Origin of the sequence: Massilia aquatica (assembly GCF_011682045.1) — a bacterium.
GTDB lineage: Bacteria > Pseudomonadota > Gammaproteobacteria > Burkholderiales > Burkholderiaceae_D > Telluria_A > Telluria_A aquatica.
Genome location: NZ_VVIW01000047.1, coordinates 1 through 18482, shown reverse-complemented (window position 1 = coordinate 18482; position 18482 = coordinate 1). Strand labels below are relative to the sequence as shown.

Annotated in this window: 8 protein-coding genes and 1 pseudogene; 7 read left to right on the top strand and 2 right to left on the bottom strand. The window is 58.2% G+C overall.

Annotated elements, in window-relative coordinates; translation table 11 throughout:
- Positions 1-168: 168 nt before the first annotated feature.
- Entirely contained in the window at positions 169-1326 is a 1158-nt protein-coding gene (locus F1609_RS33310; RefSeq protein WP_167082129.1) for a hypothetical protein, read from the top strand.
- 26 nt (positions 1327-1352) lie between these two features.
- Here F1609_RS33310 and F1609_RS33305 read toward each other — a convergent pair.
- Positions 1353-1908 (bottom strand): annotated as a pseudogene (locus F1609_RS33305) (IS3 family transposase); the annotation flags it as partial.
- 96 nt (positions 1909-2004) lie between these two features.
- Here F1609_RS33305 and tnpA point away from each other — a divergent pair.
- From tnpA to F1609_RS33270, 6 genes are all read left to right on the top strand, one after another.
- Positions 2005-2394, top strand: coding sequence for an IS66-like element accessory protein TnpA (tnpA, locus tag F1609_RS33295; protein ID WP_229422194.1), 390 nt, complete (start codon positions 2005-2007; stop codon positions 2392-2394).
- Entirely contained in the window at positions 2391-2738 is a 348-nt protein-coding gene (tnpB, locus tag F1609_RS33290) for an IS66 family insertion sequence element accessory protein TnpB (RefSeq protein WP_167082123.1), read from the top strand. The genes tnpA and tnpB overlap by 4 nt, the downstream gene beginning before the upstream one ends.
- Positions 2739-2767: 29 nt before the next feature.
- Entirely contained in the window at positions 2768-4333 is a 1566-nt protein-coding gene (gene tnpC / locus F1609_RS33285) for an IS66 family transposase (RefSeq protein ID WP_167082120.1), read from the top strand.
- A 23-nt stretch (positions 4334-4356) separates the two neighbouring features.
- Positions 4357-5388: an IS66 family transposase gene (tnpC, locus tag F1609_RS33280; RefSeq protein ID WP_370661706.1), complete on the top strand. Its 1032-nt coding sequence runs from the start codon at positions 4357-4359 to the stop codon at positions 5386-5388.
- A 685-nt stretch (positions 5389-6073) separates the two neighbouring features.
- Positions 6074-10354: a hypothetical protein gene (locus F1609_RS33275; RefSeq protein ID WP_167082118.1), complete on the top strand. Its 4281-nt coding sequence runs from the start codon at positions 6074-6076 to the stop codon at positions 10352-10354.
- A complete protein-coding gene (locus F1609_RS33270) occupies positions 10347-12602 on the top strand; it encodes a hypothetical protein (protein ID WP_167082116.1) in 2256 nt (751 codons plus the stop codon). The genes F1609_RS33275 and F1609_RS33270 overlap by 8 nt, the downstream gene beginning before the upstream one ends.
- A gap of 280 nt (positions 12603-12882) precedes the next feature.
- Here F1609_RS33270 and hyoA read toward each other — a convergent pair whose 3' ends face one another.
- Positions 12883-17448 carry an NACHT domain-containing antiphage protein HyoA gene (gene hyoA / locus F1609_RS33265; RefSeq protein ID WP_167082114.1) on the bottom strand — a complete coding sequence of 1522 codons (4566 nt, stop codon included), beginning with the start codon at positions 17446-17448 and terminating at the stop codon, positions 12883-12885.
- Positions 17449-18482 lie beyond the last annotated feature (1034 nt).

Genomic DNA, 18482 nt, shown 5'->3' with positions numbered 1-18482 from the left:
TCTTGCAAAGCATGGGGAAGCAGCATTTGCTGATGCTGATCGTATGGAAGGTAGCTCGTCGTCATTTGACAAGTTTACCTCGTCACCATTCGGATTGCATCAGTTTCTGCCGCGCAGACTCCTAGGGGGCGCTGGTCGCTCTCCTTCGATTTTCAAGCGCTGCTGAAAATGGCCTGCTCTTCTGATGAAGCGGGTCGCGATTCACTGCTCAAACGCTGGTTAAGAAACTATAGCGCTCCCTCACCGATTGCAATCGTGTATCCCTCGCCCGCTGGCCCGTCGGCCGTCGCTGTCTCAAATGCTGCACTGGAGCTGGCACAGTGCGCCGAAGATGTTCTGCTGGAGTTGATGCCAGGAGCCCAAGTATTTAAGTTGTCGAGCAATGACCTTGCGACGTCGAGTCGGCCACTTCCATACAAGCTCGAGCGATGTAGTGTCATAGTAGTAGCTCCTGTTATCGGCAACGGCTTCGTATTCAAGCAGATTAGCGCGCTACTGCGGCATAAGCAGCCTACTGGTCCACGACTGTTCCTTGCCCTAGCCGTATTGCCTGAAACCGCGCAGCACCTGAATCAGTTGAAAAGCGATATTGGGTTGGTGTCGTTAGACGACCGCCGCTACGAATTTAAATATCAGTTCGCACTTCCGATAGGGCGTCTGGACCGCGCCGTCCGATGGGGGGAAGAGCTCGACGTCCTCGTAGATTTGGACGAACTGATGTTGGAGCGAGAGGTTGACCAACCTCAGATTGGTGAGCGCATCCGGGCATTGGAACAACTGAGCGTGCTCGAAGACGCCGCGGTTTTCCTTCCTACCTCGAACGGGACGCCGTTGCTGCTGTCGACGGGTTTCTTTCTATGGGAAGGGAGCACCGAAATCGAAGGTGCGAATTTAGGCGCCGCTGTGCTTCTTTCGATAGCTGCACTTTTGCAAGGTGCGCGTGTTGCAGCATCGAAGTCAGATGAGACGAGCTTGCGGACCGGTCTTTTTCAGCATGCACTCATTTGTCCCGAGACCTTCACAAGATTCAACGACGCCGTCATTCAAGCGGCGATTTTGAGAGCTGCCTATCCAGTCGAATTGAACTACAGCGTAAGTGAAGAAATGAGTCATGACATGGAGCGGCTTCTGCTCAAATGGCTTCAGTACTCTGCTCATCCAGTCGGTGCTGCCGCAGGAGAATTTTTGATGGCTATCGCTACTGGCAAGATGAAGCTGCGCAAAGAGCACCTTGCAACGGTTCTAGCGGAAGCTAAGACGCTCCCCGGTTGGATCGGTTGTCTGGCCTTCGTCGCCGAGGAGCGTGCGAAGCGCGCCAACTGGTAGATAAAACGAGATCACTGCACCGTTGTCAGGAAGAAGCGTTCAGCCACGGCGTTGTCCCAACAATTTTTCTTGCCGCTTATGCGGCAAACGAAGCCGTGTTGTTTCAGCAGGTCTTGGTAAAGCTCGCTCGCGTACTGGCTGCCCCGATCCGAATGGACGATCAGACCCTGCGCGGGCCTACGCTTTTGAATGGCCATGTTCAACGCGTCGCAAACCAGCTTGGCAGGCATACTCGGCGCCATGGCCCAGCCCACCATGCGAGCATACAGGTCCAGCACGGTAGCCAGGTGCAACCATCCCGCGCCGGTGCGAACGTATGTGATATCGCTGACGTAGGCCTGGTCCGGCGCCGCGGGATTGAACTGCCGGTTGAGCACATTGGCGGCAATCGGCAAGTCGTGTTTGCTGTCTGTCGTGTGAACGAATTTGCGCTTCCAGACCGGTTTCAAACGCAGCCTTGCGCATCAGGCTGCGCACCTTGAAACGCCCGATTCGAAACCCCTCGTTGGACATTGCCGTGACCAGCCGCCGACTCCCATAGCTCTGATGGCTTGCCATGAACGCCGCCTTCAGGTGCACGCTTGCCTTGCCTTGCGGTAAGCGTCTTGTCTCCACCGTCTGGACGTAGTTTTCCGTTCCCGTCAAAGTAGTTCCCACTACTTTTTGATGGGAACTATTTTGGACACAGAAATAAAGCCAGGCAGCCGCAAGGGCAAATCGAATTATTCACGCGAGTTCAAGCGCCGACTCGCCCTTGCTGCTTGCGAGCCCGGCGTATCCGTCTCCAGGCTGGCGTTGGCGCATCAGGTCAATGCGAACATGGTGTTCAAATGGCGGCGCGATCTACGTGCCGGATTGCTGGACGATGCAGCATCAGCACCGGCTGCCTTGTTGCCCGTAGTCCTTGCTGAGACGCCGGCCGCTGCAAGGTCCACAGTTGCGCCCGCGCGACGGGACGCCGTCCCAGGCGGCATGATCGAGATCGTGATTGCCGACGCGATCGTGCGGCTGCGTGGCGACGTCGATGCGGCGTTGCTCAAGACGGTCGTTCAAAGTCTGCGCGCATGATCGGTCTTCCTGCAGGCACGCGCATCTGGCTCGCCGCCGGTGTCACCGACATGCGCGCCGGCTTCAACGGCCTGGCGGCCAAGGTGGAAACGGCGCTGGCGGAAGACCCTTTCAGCGGTCATGTCTTCGTGTTTCGCGGTCGTCGGGGCGACATGATCAAATTGCTCTGGTGGACAGGAGATGGACTATGCCTGCTGGCCAAGCGGCTTGAGCGCGGACGGTTCATCTGGCCGCAAGCGAGCAGCGGGACAGTGACGTTAAGCCAGGCGCAGCTGTCGATGCTACTGGAAGGAATCGACTGGCGTCGTCCAGAGCGTACCTGGACGCCAGGCTCGGGCTTGTAAACGTCGCCTCCTTCACGTAAACTTGGCGCATGCTCAACGCCGCCGACCTGCCCAATGACATCGAAGCCTTGAAGGCTTTGCTGCTCGCCAGCGAGCGTCGCGTGCAGGAACGCGACGACCAGGTCGCTGGCCTGGAGGCGCAGTTGACGACGCGCGCTGCCGAGATCGAGCATCTCAAGCTGACCATCGCCAAGCTGCGGCGCATGCAGTTCGGCCGCAAGTCCGAGAAGCTCGATCACCAGATCGAGCAGCTCGAACGGCAACTGGAAGATCTGCAAGCGGACGACGCCGAGGCTGCCCGGGAAATGCCGATGCCGGACCGCGCCCCGCGCAAGCAGTCGGTCCGCAGACCCTTGCCGGACCATCTGCCGCGCGATGAAAAAGTCTACCTGCCGGATGCTGCTGCGTGTCCTTCCTGTGGTGGCGGCCTGCGCCACCTGGGCGAGGACGTGGCCGAGCAGCTGGAATATGTGCCGGCAAGTTTCCGTGTGATCCGCCACGTGCGTCCAAAAATGACGTGCCGCTGCTGCGACAGCATCGTGCAGGCGCCTGCGCCGAGCCGGCCGATCGAGCGCGGTATCGCCGGCCCCGGCCTGCTGGCCCATATCCTGGTAGCGAAATTCGCCGACCACTTGCCGCTGTACCGGCAGTCGGTCATCTACGCGCGCGATGGCGTCGAACTGGATCGTGCCTTGCTGGCGAGCTGGGTTGGCGCAGCCAGTGCCTTGCTGCGTCCATTGGTCGATGCGATACGCCGCCACGTCCTTGCAGCGGCCAAGCTGCATGCCGACGATACCCCGATTCCCGTCCTGGCGCCGGGCAATGGAAAAACCAAAACGGCGCGCCTGTGGACCTACGTGCGCGACGACCGGGCGAGCGGGGATACCACGCCGGCCGCTGTGTGGTTTGCCTACACGCCGGACCGCAAGGGCATTCATCCGCAAACGCATCTGGCTAGTTTCAGCGGGGTGCTGCAGGCCGACGCCTATGCCGGCTTCAATGCCCTTTATGCCGACGGCACCATCCAGGAGGCCGCCTGCTGGGCTCACGCCCGCCGCAAATTCTACGACTTGCATGTGGCGCGACCATCGCCATTGACGGAAGAAGCCTTACGCCGCATCGGCGAACTGTACTTGATCGAAGCCGATATCCGCGGCAAGCCGCCGCATGAACGGCAACTTGCCCGGCAGGCCAGGTCCCGGCCGCTCATTGATGCGCTTGAGCGCTGGCTGCGCGCCTCCCTGGAAAAACTCTCGCGCAAGTCCGATACCTCGGCGGCGATTCAGTACGCCCTCAATCTGTGGCCGGCCCTGATGCGCTACTGCGACGACGGCGTGATCGATATCGACAACTCGGCTGCCGAACGCGCCTTGCGCGGCGTCGCCATCGGCCGGCGCAACTATCTGTTCGCCGGCGCCGATAGCGGTGGCGAGCGTGCGGCCGCTATGTACTCAATGATCGGGACGGCCAAACTCAACGGGATTGACCCGGAAGCCTGGTTGCGCCATGTGCTAGCCCACATCGCCGATCATCCCGTCAACCGCGTTGACGAGTTCCTGCCCTGGCATTGCGCCGGGCAGCTGGCCACTGCCTGAAAAACACGCCGCTTCCCAGCGGTGTGACGCCATCATCAGGCAATTCGAGACTCAAATCAACAGGGTACTGGGCGGACGCTTACTTCCCAGCTAACGTGACCGAGCCGGTGCAATATGGTCCCAACGTGCGTGCGTTGGCGGTCCACCTCACGCAGGGTCAGATGCTACCGTTTGCTCGCGCCGCCGAGCTGATTCGTGACGTGTATGGTCTCGCTATTTCACCCGGCACGCTGGTGGCTTGGGTAGGCGAAGCGCGCCTTGCATTGCAAGGCACGGTAGATCTGATCGCGCAGTATTTGCGCGACGCCGCGCTGGTCAACGCCGACGAATCAGGCCTGCGTGTGGCTGGCCAACTGCACTGGCTTCATATCGCGGCCAACGACACGCTCACTTGGTACGGCGTACATGCCAAGCGTGGCATGGAGGCGATCACTGCGCATGCCATCTTGCCCCATCGCTCGGGCGTACTGATGCACGACTGCTGGGCACCATACTGGAAACTGGACGATGCCACACATGCCTTGTGCAACGCGCATTTGCTTCGCGAACTGCTGTACGTGAAGGAGCTTACGGGACATCAGTGGCCCCAGGCGATGACAGGTTTCCTGCTCAGCGCCAATCAGCTATGTTGGGCTGCACGGCGGTCCGGAAAGCGCTTCAGCGAAACCGACATCGCTGCGTTCACCACACTCTATAACGCTATCATCGATGAAGGGGAAATACTGCATCCCGAAGTCGAACTTCCCATCTGGAAGGGCGGCCGCGCCAAGCAATCGGTCGCCTGCAATCTCCTTCGGCGCTTCCGCAAACATGCTGACGCCGTCCTGTTGTTCATTCGAGACTTCGCCGTACCGTTCACCAACAACGTGGCCGAACGGGCCGTGCGTATGCCCAAGGTAAAACAAAAGGTTTCGGGCTGCTTCCGCACCGTCGAAGGCGCCGTCAATTTCTGCGTCATTCGCTCCTGCCTTGATACGCTGCGCAAGCAGGGCCACGGTATGCTGGAAGTTCTACAGCGAGCATTCACAGGCAATCCTATCCAGCCGACTGCATAGGCGCTGAACAGTCACCATTTTGGAACCGGCGCCGACAAGACATACCAAGTCAGCCGGCAAGTTCCGTCGCCCCCGCACAACGTCGATCCGCAGGACGTGCAATACGTGAACCAGATCAACAAGCTGAAGCGCATTTTCACAAAAGGCGTTTGGGCTCCTGGTGTTCAAGCTGAGCGCGGATCTGCTCGTGTCATCGCCGGGCCAGGTCATCGACGACGACCTGCTCTTCGGAAGATCCAGGGTCCAATTAGTTGAGGCGCTGCTTGTCATTATCGCCGATCGTGATTAACCGCAAGTGGAGTACTGATCGAACTTTTTAGCAAGCGCTATGTCTACCCCATCAGAATCTTACCGTTCCGAGAAAAGGGCCGTTCAGACAACGGGTCGTAAGCTAAGTTGCAGTCCACAGGTGTAGGAAGTAACGGCAAGCGCTCCAATCAGCGCAAGGTCCGAAGGCGCGCCTCACCCACTGCACACGGCCCCGATCCGCCTTTAACGCCGCTGACCACGAATTTGACATACCGTCGTTTCCGACTTGGCCTCGATCTTCATAGGAATGGATGAGCAATGGAAAAGCTCCGTTGCTGCGGCGCGTGAGATTTCGGTGGCCGAACTATTTCGGTATCTAGCCGGGCGATGGCCATACTAGGCTTGTCGCCCGAGCGTAACCAAATGCAAGGGGACGATGATGGGCAGGAAAGCAAAGAGAAACGACCACGACCATTCGCGGCAGCTTCTTCTGTTCAGTTCCGACGGATCGATCCCTGCTCATGTAACTAACCTGTCCCCCGAAAAAAGACTCGAGGCGGACCGGATTAGGAACAGCATCAGCGCAGCCTTCACGGAGCCGCTACAGCGCTTCCAAGAAAATCCCCGAGCGGGAATGTATGGCATTCATTTCGGAACCGGCTCTGGCAAAACATACCAGGTCAGCCGGCTCGCCAAGCTGGTCGATTCCGAGAGAATGCTGCTGATCTATACCACGTCGAACAAGTTGCTGGTGGAGCAGGCGCGCTCGCAATTCGAGAACGCGCTTCGAGGGACTGAAACGCCCGTATACGTTCACTTAGGAATCGACGACCACTGGTCTAGCGAGATCATCAACAAGGACGCCCTCCCTTTCATTGAAGAGATTCGCAGCCTCAGGCGAGTCGACACAGTGTCTTGGGAACGTATCGTAGCGATCTACGCCAAGAACTCCACACGGAGCGCTAGAGCGCAGCTGCCGATGTTCGATGACTTTCTCGACGCTGCACATGGCGCAGCGGTCAGGCTACAAAAGATGACCGGCGTGTACGAACAGTTCGGCGTACTCGATACCGAAACGGAAGAACCTCTGCGCAAGGCACGTCGGGCACTGGCGGCCACCCTGACAAAGCTGTGTATACTTGTCACGCGCGTCGACGTGGGCAGTGGGTTTTCCTTCACCCGGATGCGCGCACCAATCGCAGCGCGGCTGTGCCGACGCATCTTCCCGCTTGACTACGCCTTGTACGACCGGCCCGGCCCGATTATCATGAGCCATGCTAAGTTCAACACTGGACCGGCCATGGCAACGCACTCTGGGTTTAAAGAAAAACGGTCGGCGAAGAAGAACGCCGCCGCTGACCGCGAACTGCCCACGCCCGGCTCCCACGTCATGTGGACACACTACGTCAACGAAAAATTTGGTAAAGGCACCATCACCATCATCGATGAGGAGGAGGACGGGTACGTTCGCATGTTCGACTCGCTGAACGCGAAAATCGACAGCCCGCAAACTTGGTTCCCGACCATTACAAGCCTCTCAATCTATTTTCACTGGGGCATGTTCTCGTCGCGGCAATCGCCTGACCTGACCGGTTGGCGAAACTTGCTGTTCGACCGCCTGGAATTCATGGTGGGTGGTGCCGAAGAGATCGCAGCCACGATCGACATGCAGCGTAGGAATTTGGCGAGCATCGAGGACTGCAAGGAGGTCGTGTGGAAATTTCTTGGCCTGGAGCAGGGCATCATGTGTCCGGCGGCCGACGAAATCTATGCTCTGCTCGACAAGTCCTGGCGCCCTCTGAAATCTGCGGACGGAGCCAGCCAGCAGACGGCCGCTAACTTCGGACTCGAATACTACGAGAACTGCTGGAAGAGCATCCTCCTCTTCCAGCAATTCATCGAACACCACAAACTCTTTGAGGACGAGCCAAACATACTCAACCGCTGGAACCGCTTTTTTGATATCGTGTCGGGGAAACACCGTCTGGTGATTACAAAGAGCACCCTAGCGGAGATCAGCGGCCACCTGCAGTACCTGTTCTTCGACAACAACCTGCGGCTCGTCGACCAGGAAATGCTGGGGCACACGTTTGTGCGAATTGTCCCGGACAATGGCGACCTGGAGCTCGTGTACAGGCCAGAAGGCGCGCAGGACGACCTGTTCGGTCTAGCCGTGCTGCTGCGCCTGCTCCTGTGGACCGCACTCGTAATATCGGGAACGTCGCTCAAGATTCCGCCGCCGGGGCAAAGGGTCGATCCGCAGGACGTAGAATACGTGAAGCAGATCAACGACCTGAAGCGCATTTTCACAAACAAGGCGTTCGGGCTCCGGCTGCTTGAAGCGAGCGTGGACTTGCTGGAGTCGTCGCCGGACCTTCTCATCAATGACGACCTGGTGTTTGAGCAGGCGAAAGGCTTCTTCACAATTACTGTCGATGAGCAGTCGATCCGGGGCCAAGAATATCTTTCGGCCTATTTCTCGGTCAACGCGCTTCTACGCTCGCCTGAGTCGGTCCTGCTGTCCGGCTTATTCGGTTCCGGCGGTGCTGAGAACCCTTGCCACCTTAACCTCGTCTACCCAATGTCCGCCACCTCCGACTCCGGCGGCGTGTGGGAGTTCAACCGGCCTTACATCGACGACCAAGTAGCACTTGCTGGCGGCGTGCGGCTGGGTTTCACCGCGGAGCACGAAGCCATCACGGAACAACTGCGCAACCTGTCCCCGCGCACCGTCGAAGTCGGCTTTTTCGAGGACGGGCGCTGCCGCACACTGATGGGCGTCTGTCCAGCCAACCAAAGACTGCTTGCAGCCGTCCTGCCAGAGCCCACCCACAGCGCCCTGTACGTGCAGAATCGGCACAAACGCAACGAGCTTGGATCGTTCTACGACACAGCGGCGCACTTGGTCGAGCTGTCCGGACCTAAGGCAGGGATGTTTTTCTGCCAGACAGCCACCTTCATCGTCGACGCCCTGGAGGCCGGCATCGCCATCGGTATGAAAGGAGTCCGCCGCGCCGATCCCCAGCTGCGGCAAATATACGAACTCGACCCAGTGGCCATCGGCATGCGCACCGATGATCCGAGACCCCTCGTCGTAATCGTTTACGAGGCTCAGTTCTTCAGGAAACTGCATTATGGATCTACCTCGTATCCGCCGCATTACACGCTGAATCTCGACGGCGAAATGGTTCCGGCCGAACAGGAATTCCAAGACGCCTTGGACGACAAGGAGCCCGACGAAGAAGAACTCGATAGGCTTCAGACGGCACTGGCCCCCTACTCCCACCTGGAAAAGAACAAACTATTGTTCGTTTCCAGGTACATGTCGGCTGACCGGGGCCTATCGATACACTGCTACGAAAACGGGGAGAAGCGCGATTACGACTTCATCACGCTGGCTAACCACCGCTACTACGACAGCTTCGTCCGCCGCAAGGATGGCAAGATCGCGACAATGGAGCAGTTTATGGCGGCGTGCAAGCAGCTGCGCTCTGATGGCTCGTTCAACCAAGTGACCATGAACGAGGTCGCCCGGATCCTGTGCGAGCGCCCTCTTGATTTACTGTACCAAGCGATGATCCTTGAGCGCTTCACTAGCGTCATCCAGACTATTGGCCGAGTGGACCGTGGACGCGTTCTGCCGCATACCCAGACCCTGTACGTGACCGCCGACTACGTACCCGACATCATCGAAGGAAACGACCTCGCCGGCGGATTTGAGCGCCGCAGCGCGAAGCTGCCCCACACGCTGATTCTGGCGGCACGCGATTACGTGTCCAAGCGGAGTCCAGTCATTCCAGACTTCGACTCCTATGCAGCAGCCGAGGTCGCGCGGGCGATGGCGTTCCTCGCCACCGTAGACAGCTTCCGTAGGGATATGTTTTCGTCCGACCCGACGGTGCGCGGCCCTGCCTGCCAGACCTGGGCGACCATGCGCAGCATCCTGGCGATGACGGACCCGAAAGCTTACGTCCAGAGGCTCCACGAAACCATCTGGCCCTATGGCGAGGCGAACCGCGATGATTTCATTTCGTACCTTTATATGGACGGGGAGGCCTTCGGCGGCGACCCACGATTCTTTCGTATTACCGACACCGACCAGACATACGGCGGCGAGACAATCCGAATCATCGGAGACTACACCAGCAGCCCGAAGGGAAAACTGTACCGCCCTGCCGACACATTGCTGCGGAACAGCCTATTGGAAAGTGGCTCCTCGAGCGACTACCGACGCATGTGCATCAAACTAGGCCTGCGGGCCGACGCGATTTTTACAAACTTCAAGCCAAGGCCCCACTTCCTGCAAAATTTCATCAAGGGGTTCATCGGTGAAATCCTGACTGCCGAGGCCATCTCCATGTTGGGTGTGAAAATCCTGCCGGAAGCTTGGGCAATGAAGCTCGGCATCTTCGAGCGGTTCGACCACTACTGCCGCCTACGCAGCGGCCGGTTGGTCGCGATCGACAGCAAACACTGGACGCCGGGCAGCGACCAAAAACTCTCCAGCGAACTGCGTGACCGAGCTCCTGCGAAGGCGCGCGCCGTTCAGGAGATACTTGGAGAACGAGTGCTGTTCTTGTACATCAACACGTTTGGTGGCACCAACGCCCCTCCGGTGCGCAGCTCGACGTTCGATATCGAGTTCATCAGCTTGTTCAAGGACCGCCACGACGCTGGCAATTTCACCCATCGTTTCAAGGAAATTTTCGATGCCTGAACCAATCTTCCAAGCCACGATCAGGAAGTTCGACCAAGAGCGTGTCCATCCTGCGCGGCTGAATGGCTGCACGATCACCGAACCGGCCGCGGCCGCCACGGGCAAACTGCTAGACCTCCTTAACGTGGACGCCACCACCACGGTATCGCTTCGCTCGATGCGGGTGGTGCAGACTGTCACGCCGACACAGCTGCCACAGCACCTGGCGAAGATGCGTCGGCTGATCGCCGAATCGTGCGGCGTTGCGTCAGTCAACGTTATCCTGCACAGGGACGCTCAGGACGGGCGAAGATACTACTTTGTAGCGCCCCGCACCTGCCGGGTCGGCATTCCCGTGACGCGGACCGAGGACGTTGACCAACATCGCGTGTTCAAACTCGCGCTCGAGACTTTGCTTCTGAGGAAGAGCGCCCTATTCCGGGAAAACCTACACGCAGCGATTGGACCTCAAGGCAGCGCCGCTCGCCTCTACTTGCACATTGCGTCGCGCACCTCGGCGAAAACCAGGCGCCGCCATCTCGACTGCCTGTTGCTGGACTTGACCTTCGACTCCCATATGCAGCTGATGATCGACGCACGTCGCCGGTGCTTTTCGGTGCCGGAAGAGGCCGCAGTCCCCGCCTCGGCGATCACCCCTTTCGCTATCGGCGAGTCGGTCGCAAGAATCGCTCTCATCGACCTTGACGGCGCGCGCCGAGAAGACGCCCGAAAAGCGCCGTCGAGAAGCGCCGTCAGGGACATCACCTTCGACATCGGGAAGATCAAGAGTAGCCGGTGGTTCGCGATAGATCAAACACTGGGCATGGTGAGGGCTATTCTCTCCGAGGCCGGAATTCGCACCGACGACCTCGTATTTTTGGCCACGCACTACCTCGACAAGCCTTTCATCAGGCCGGAGCACCTGGCGATACCAAGCAGGCTGAGCGTCGCTTTCGCCGATTCCCTGAAGCCCACCGACCTCAGCAAGAAGCTGCTGGAAGCGCAGATTCGATCCGGTTTTGGAAAAAACGCCGCCGCTCTCGCCGTCGACTGGATCACCCAGTCCAGCATAAACCCGGCTCGCGACCTCGCTACCGATCACGCGTATCTGTTCATCAACCACGCCGCCGCACAGGAACAGCCGATCGACTTCGGAGGGGACGAACAGGACACTGCCTACGGCGGCTACGATACGGATGGCGACATTACAAGCTGTCTGCTGCGCGGCGAGGCTGCCGAGCCTGAGAACGCCTACCTATCAATCCTGTCCGGCAAGGCGACCGTCAACGAGGTCGACTTCTATACGAGGCTCAAGTACCTACAACACGTTGCCAGCTCCTCGTGCCGTGCGTGCTTCCAGGGTGTGGACGTCGTCGATTCCATTGACGAACTGTCCGGATCGCATAAGCTGGCTAAGGTGCTAGCTGAGATCGCGCTCAAATGGGCGCTAGCGCAAGGCACTATCGTCCTCGCTAGTCCGCTGCCGCCAATGCGCCTCCGCGCGCTATACACTCGCGCTGGTAGAAACGGGCCCGCCAAGGGCCTCGAAGCGATCGCGCACATCGACCTGCAGGTAGCCGGACATGGCGCAAGCGCGACGCTAACGGCGCACCGCATACCGCCAACTGAACCGGTCAGGATAGCGCAAGCGGTCCAGGCCCAGCCGCTTATAAGGCGCAGTCGCGATGGCGGCGACGGTGCGCCCGCCAAGACAGCCGGCGTCGTGACAACAGGGTTACGCGACGCGACATTCGTTATGGAACTGCTGCCCGACCAGGGCGACGGGAGCGCTGATAGCGATTGCTTGGTGGTTTATGATGGCTCAACCGTCCGCATTCCGCGGATCATAGGTTCAATGCAGCGCGCCCCGCTTCACACATGCCTCGAGACCATGCTGACGGAGCTGCCACCGGGCCAGAAGAGTCTCCCACGCACGAAGGACGCCAACCTGCTACCGTATTACATCGCTGGTTTCGAGGAACAGGTCGGGCGTGAGTACGTGTTCATCGAGTCAAGGAACCCGCACTACCTACGTTACTTCGTTCCGCAGGCCCAGCCCACGGCGACCAGCTTCGCCTTCTCGCGCTTCTACGACATCATGCTATACAAGAAGGGAGACCACCGGCGGGAAGACCCGATTCCGGCTACGGTCGACCATCCCCTGGTACGAGCCTTCTTCTCTATGATGACGCAAGACGTGGTGCGGCTGGGCGAGAACGGCAAGCACACTCTGCTACGCAAGTTGGCAGGCCTGGCGCTGCTCAACTGAGAGGCAGCAATAGCGACCCCACGGCCGGCCTGCGTTTGTGAGATCGTTAAATATATGTCGAAAAAGTTATAGATTAACTGGCCTGCAGTCGTCCAATCGTATCGCGAGCAGCACAGGGCTCTGCACCTCTACGCCAGCGTCTCGGGACGGATCAGTCCACATTGCGATCGCAGGCCTAAGCCAGTTAGCCGCTCTCTCTAGAGCCGCTAGGGCCATCGTTGTAATTTCATTTGTTCATATGGCATGGTAACTCAGAGGCCCTGGTTTCAACGGCGGGAAATCACGCTTTTCTGGAGGCCATCTTCCTGCCGCAGACTTTCGTGAAAGATTCCTCCGCATTTATCGTCACTTCTGCGGCGCCCCATGCGGTGACCACCTTCTTCGTTGGCATATTGGCGCGGTTTGCCTCTGCCGCTATCTTCTTGGATACCGTTTTTTGGGGCAGTGCTGTCCCGTTGGCAGTGCCTTTGATAGTCGATTTGACAGAAGAATTTTTGGTCTCAGCCTTCGTGCCACGCTTCTTTTTAGGGAGCGGAGTTATCGCCCGCTTCGTCAGGTCGATGCCGATGACCTTGATTTCCTCCACGCGCGGATGCGCCGTGGACACTGACGCCCAGTGCCATTCCAAGGCCGATACAAGCTCTGTAAAGGCGACCATTTCACCACTGGGTAGTTGCCAATGCTTCTGCACGCCCCGATAGACCAGCAGGTAAATGCCTCGGCTTGATGCGTCGTCACGGAGATAGTCGCCCGCGAGCTGCCCTTCAAGACGCTCGAAGAGCGCCGGCCCAGTCCATTTGTCGGCAATCTTGAGCTCGGTTGGCACAGGCCCCTTAAACGTAAGACAATGCCATTTAAGATCAGGACGCTTGGCGTCGGGCAGTTCCTCCTCCTGCGCGATAACGTACCGGCCTAGAGAGCTCTTGTTACACCACGCGCTGATGAAATTACGGACTTCGGTTTCGAAGTCTGTCTTGATGAGCACCGACGCTGTGCTGGTATCGCCATCCTCCAACTCATGCTTGAAGTCCAGTAGTCGCAGCACCGCCAGGTCAAACAGTTCACGATGGTTCGCCGGCGCGCGTTCGAATTCCTTGTCGAACTGACTCACTTGCTCTGCGCTCCAAGCAGGCCGTTCGCTGTCGGCCTCCGCCTTGGACCTGGCCTGCAGGGAGAACCATGGCTGCATACCAAAATCGGGATGGGACTCGGAGATGGCCTTGAGCGCCAGATACGCATCTCGGCCGGGAATCTCCCTCAGGATGCCAACCAACCTTTCGCGTGCCTCCTGTGCTTCCTCTCTTAGGCCAGGCGAGTAGGCACCCATGTTGGCTCGATCGATATCCTCGCGAGACCGAACATACTCATGTACGAGGATGTAAAGCCGCCTCAAAATCGCAGGCGATCGAAATCCGCCACGCACCTTGGACGCCATCCACCCACCGCCAAGAAGATGCGTCACGTAGCACATGATGAATTCCGTGCGCGCATTCCCATTTTCAAGTGCCGCTAGGTGCGTTTCTAGCGCGTCAATCGCAGGCCCCGGGTGGACACCTGTCCATGCGGCCATCCAGAGCGGTAAATGCTTAGGGCAACTGACTGAAATCACTTTCTCACTTGCAAGCTCTGAGATTGTCGCGTCAGGCAGCGTGGATGCCTGGACGATATCCAGCAGGTGCAGCAAGCGCTCAGCATTTTTTGGCGGATGGGTTCGCAATAAACTGACGATGTCCAGCGCGATCGTGTCCCACAGCCAATCCCCGAAATGGCTCAAGTCGTAAATAATGTAGTGGCTGACGGCGTTTTCTTGGTCGCCCTGAAGGCTGACAGCTTGCTCGCCCTGCAGCTCGAAGGTGACCTCATTCAATGCCATAGCCTTAACCATGTCAAGGTGTGCGTTCGACAACGCAGGGAACCAATCTGGAAAACCGTTTAGCTCGATCATCGCGTAGCGGAATGCCACGGCGGCCTCCGCAGGTGACAGGCTCCAGAATAACCCAGGAGTTTCGGCGGCCTCGATAGTCAGTCCGACCAGACCGAGAACATCCGCAGCCGGCGTGGAGTTCACGGCCGCGCCTTCGGACACGAGCTTGGGCGCATGTCCGCGCCAAAAACGCACAATGCCGTCACGGAAAGCGCGCGACGTCTTAGCGCCGAACTCGCGCTCGAGTGCGCGCCAGTTGCCATTGGTCCACTTAGAGCCACCACTATTTTTCTCCAGATCGCGCATCCGGTTGTACAGATAGTACTGCGCGCGGGAAAAATCCGATGGGTCATCGAAGCCCGGGTTGCGTAACGTGTCCAATTGCGACTCAAGTTTCCCCGGTGCTGCCAGTCGATCCTTCTCCGCCTGCTTACTTCGGTCGGCCACCCGCCGGCTCCACCGTGCGTGCTCGCGCTCTATTCGGATGAGCTCGTCGGTTTTCTTTGGCGGGTTCATCAGCTCCGCACGACGCGTCTCCAGGATCTTATCGGTGCCAACGGCTTTCTTCAACTGGGCGTTGCGTCTATGCTCGCGCCCGGTTTGCGTATACAGCCTATGCGCTAGCGATAGTGCGACCAACTTGTCATCGGCAACCGCGCGCTCTGAAATGGCCCGCACTGCAGAATCAAAATCGTTCGCGTCGAAGGAGACATAGATTGCGCTACCCAAGGCCATCCATGGGTCGACCACGCGCTCACCGCTCTCCTCCTTGCTTTTACGTTCCCGCTCTACGGCATGCCAAAACAAAGCCCACTTGAGCTCGGGCCACTGCTGAACCGTCTCGGCCAAACCTAGCTTCCCTACATCGAAAGCGCGCACGTTGTACTGCCCGTCCAGCGGCAACAAGTAAAGGATCGCGAGCGAGCTCGGGATTAACGCCGACACGTGGCGAACGTTGAGCAGCCGACGAACTGCAATGCCTGCTGCCCGGCGGAGCCATTGGTAGCGAGTGGAGATCGCGCAGTACCGGTGCTCAACGACCGGTGGCAAAGTCAGGAGTTCATGCAACAGTTCGATCCCATGTTCGACCAGCCACAAGGGGGCAAGCTCGAAAAATGAAGCGATTTCTTCAGATAGGCCCGTGCCTTCAAACTCATTGTATTCGGCCAGTTGCGGGACGCAGTCCATCAACCATTGAAATGTCTGCTCGTCAGGATGCTGAATGTGGCTGACCAAGTCAGCCACGCACCTTCGGTCGAGAGGGGCGCCCTCCTCAGCAAATTTTTTCCGAACCATCGCCATGTCCTGTGGTGTCCCCAGGTCGGCGATAGCCCGGAAGGCAGCGATCCGCGACGCGTAGCCGGCGGTGTGCAAACAGGCAACGGCCATCGCCTCCGGCAGCGCGTCCTTTAAACGCCCCTGCCAGACCATCCGCATGAGGAAGAAAACAATGTCGTCGTTGGCTTGGTGCTTCTGGACCAGGCAGCGCAGGGTGTCGGTGAGGTCTGGCGCAGCAAAGCGCTGAATGGCTGCGAAATCGGCCAACGATCTCCTAGATTCGCCGCTGGCGAGTTGGTCACACATCTGACCCAATATACTGCTGCGAACGTCAGCAGGCAGTTGGACCGGGTCTCCGCCTTCAAATACGATCTCTGGTGCAACGCGGCGAACCCTGGCCAGGATGCGGTCGTCGACCATTGTGAGCCACGGCAGTAATGGCCGCAGCGATGGCACGACGACCTCGATACCATATTGCTCCCGAAAAAACAATTCTTCGACCCTCCGACGGGACACCTCTTGGCTGAGCAGCTTGAGGAACCACTGAGCGGCCAGGTACTCCTTCACCGAGCGGTGATGGAAACGGACCGTGCCGTAGATGTCCGGAGTAAACAGCGGACGCTGAAGCAGCGTGGTTATCTCCCTATCGGGCCAGCCTATCAGCACCGCGTCAAGCTTTAGGCCTTGAAAACCCTTGGTGCCATCGGGTATCTGGGCGGTTTGCTGGTTCGTTAAAACTAGCGCAGCGGCAATGGCGCAGGCGCCATTCAGTGCTCGATCACTCGGCAGAGGAAGTGCTTCAGCACGGGTCTGGTCTGCCTCCTTCAGACGCCGCTTGACGCTGTTTTTCATCAACTCAAGGCGAGATCCGATAGCCCCGTTGTCAAGCCAGAACCCCGTCAACTCATCGAGATCCTGTGGCCGGGCAGTGAACGACCACGCATCGGCGCGCTCGATGGCATCAAGGAAGGCCTGTGTTTGGCCAATGCCTTTCTCTTCGACGAAGCGCTTAATCTGTTCAGCGGAAAGATCCTCTAACGTGACAATCTTGAAGCGAGACACGCCGCCAATTGCTGCAGCCTGCTTATGCTCGTCTATCGTCTCACTGTCACCATACCTGGGCGCTACGATGTGCTCGTCGGCTACCGGAAAAAGCCTTTCGCAAAGCTCTAGGTCCGTCTTCGGGCGCCACGCTGGCGCTCGTCCAGTGATCAACAAATGCGTACGCTGTTTCGCAGTTGCCAGTCGCGTGCTGACCTTGCGCGTCGCCGCATCGAAATCCAGCGGCGAGCGTAGGCGCGACTCGTCGATAGAGTCCAGCAGCACCCAGCCTTGGTCAGATGACGCCAGCCACGCCTGGAATTCGTCGAGCGTGCCTTCTTCAAAGGCCGTGTCGAAATCGAGGACAACGTGCTCCAGGCGTAGAAAGAAGGCTGCTTTGCCCTCCGCCTTCAGCCGGCGGGCGGCCTCGTGGACTTCTGCCGTTTTACCCGAACCTGCTTCCGAAAGGATGATCACGCGGGGCTCATCGAGCAAATTGGGGAGCGTGAGCGTAGCGTTGCCACGTGAAAGGGCACGGGTGTCATCGCCTTGCTTTTCGTCGCGCAGTAATTCTCGAAAGGTGCGGTGCAGTTCTATGTGCATGGGTATTCAGGTAGGCAACGACACTGGGGTGAAATTTATCCGAAGGCCTATTCTAAGCTAGGAAATGTAGCAGTCACAAACGTCTGCGCCCGAAAGCGGGCGCAGTAAATTTGAAATGCCTAAACGTCCAGCATGAAATTAGACAGTGGCCCCAATGTGAGCGAACTCGTTACCTGTTCCTCGGCCTGGCTGCGCTCAAGACCGTTATCTAGGTTAATGCTCAATTGTCGAGCGTGTTTTTCGTCCGGGACCGGCGAGACGAGTCGCCGACGCCCGCCGCTTCAACTGTCTTTGCGCCGTTTAACCTGCGAGGACCGAACTTTGGCAAACTCACTTTCTAACATCGACACGGGTGCCTCCAGATGCTCGTTCCTCGACTTCAGCTCCAAGCAAAGGATTCTATAGCTTTCGTCGTCGTGCGAAGACCCGTGACAATTTCTGAGATTGACCGAGTTCCCGCAGATCGTTGTACGTTGCCCTTTTTCTTGGAAGCATCGATTGTTCAGCTATTTTTGCCACCTGCTCGGATTGGGGCTTTCTACTGTCAAGACATTTTCCTAAAAGAAAAATTCTATAGCACGTTCAGAGGTGACGCGTTTATTTACGGATCTCAACGCCACCCGCAGTTAGATCTCCCTCAACTAATCCACGAAAATCCAATTCTTTGTTTTGTATTCATACTATGATACAAACATATAGCCAGCACCCTTCCTTTTTGAAGGACGGAATTTACCTTGCTGCCATGGTGCTGCTAGTACCTTTTATTGACTTTTATCCCAGCCCCCATAATTTCAACGTTGCATGCAAATTTCCTCCTATCATGGAACACTTCGCCCGCCCCACCCTCGCCAAGAGTCTCGCTGACGGCCTTCAAGGACGCGCCACCTTCGGAGACGCCTCAAGCGGTCTCTGCTGTGGTCAAGTAATTTCGGACACCACGATAGGTTCGCGTACTGCCATTTTCCGTTCGTAGACGGCGGGCGACAGATTGCCCAATGCTGAATTGATGCGTTTGCAGTTGTAGAAGCCGACGA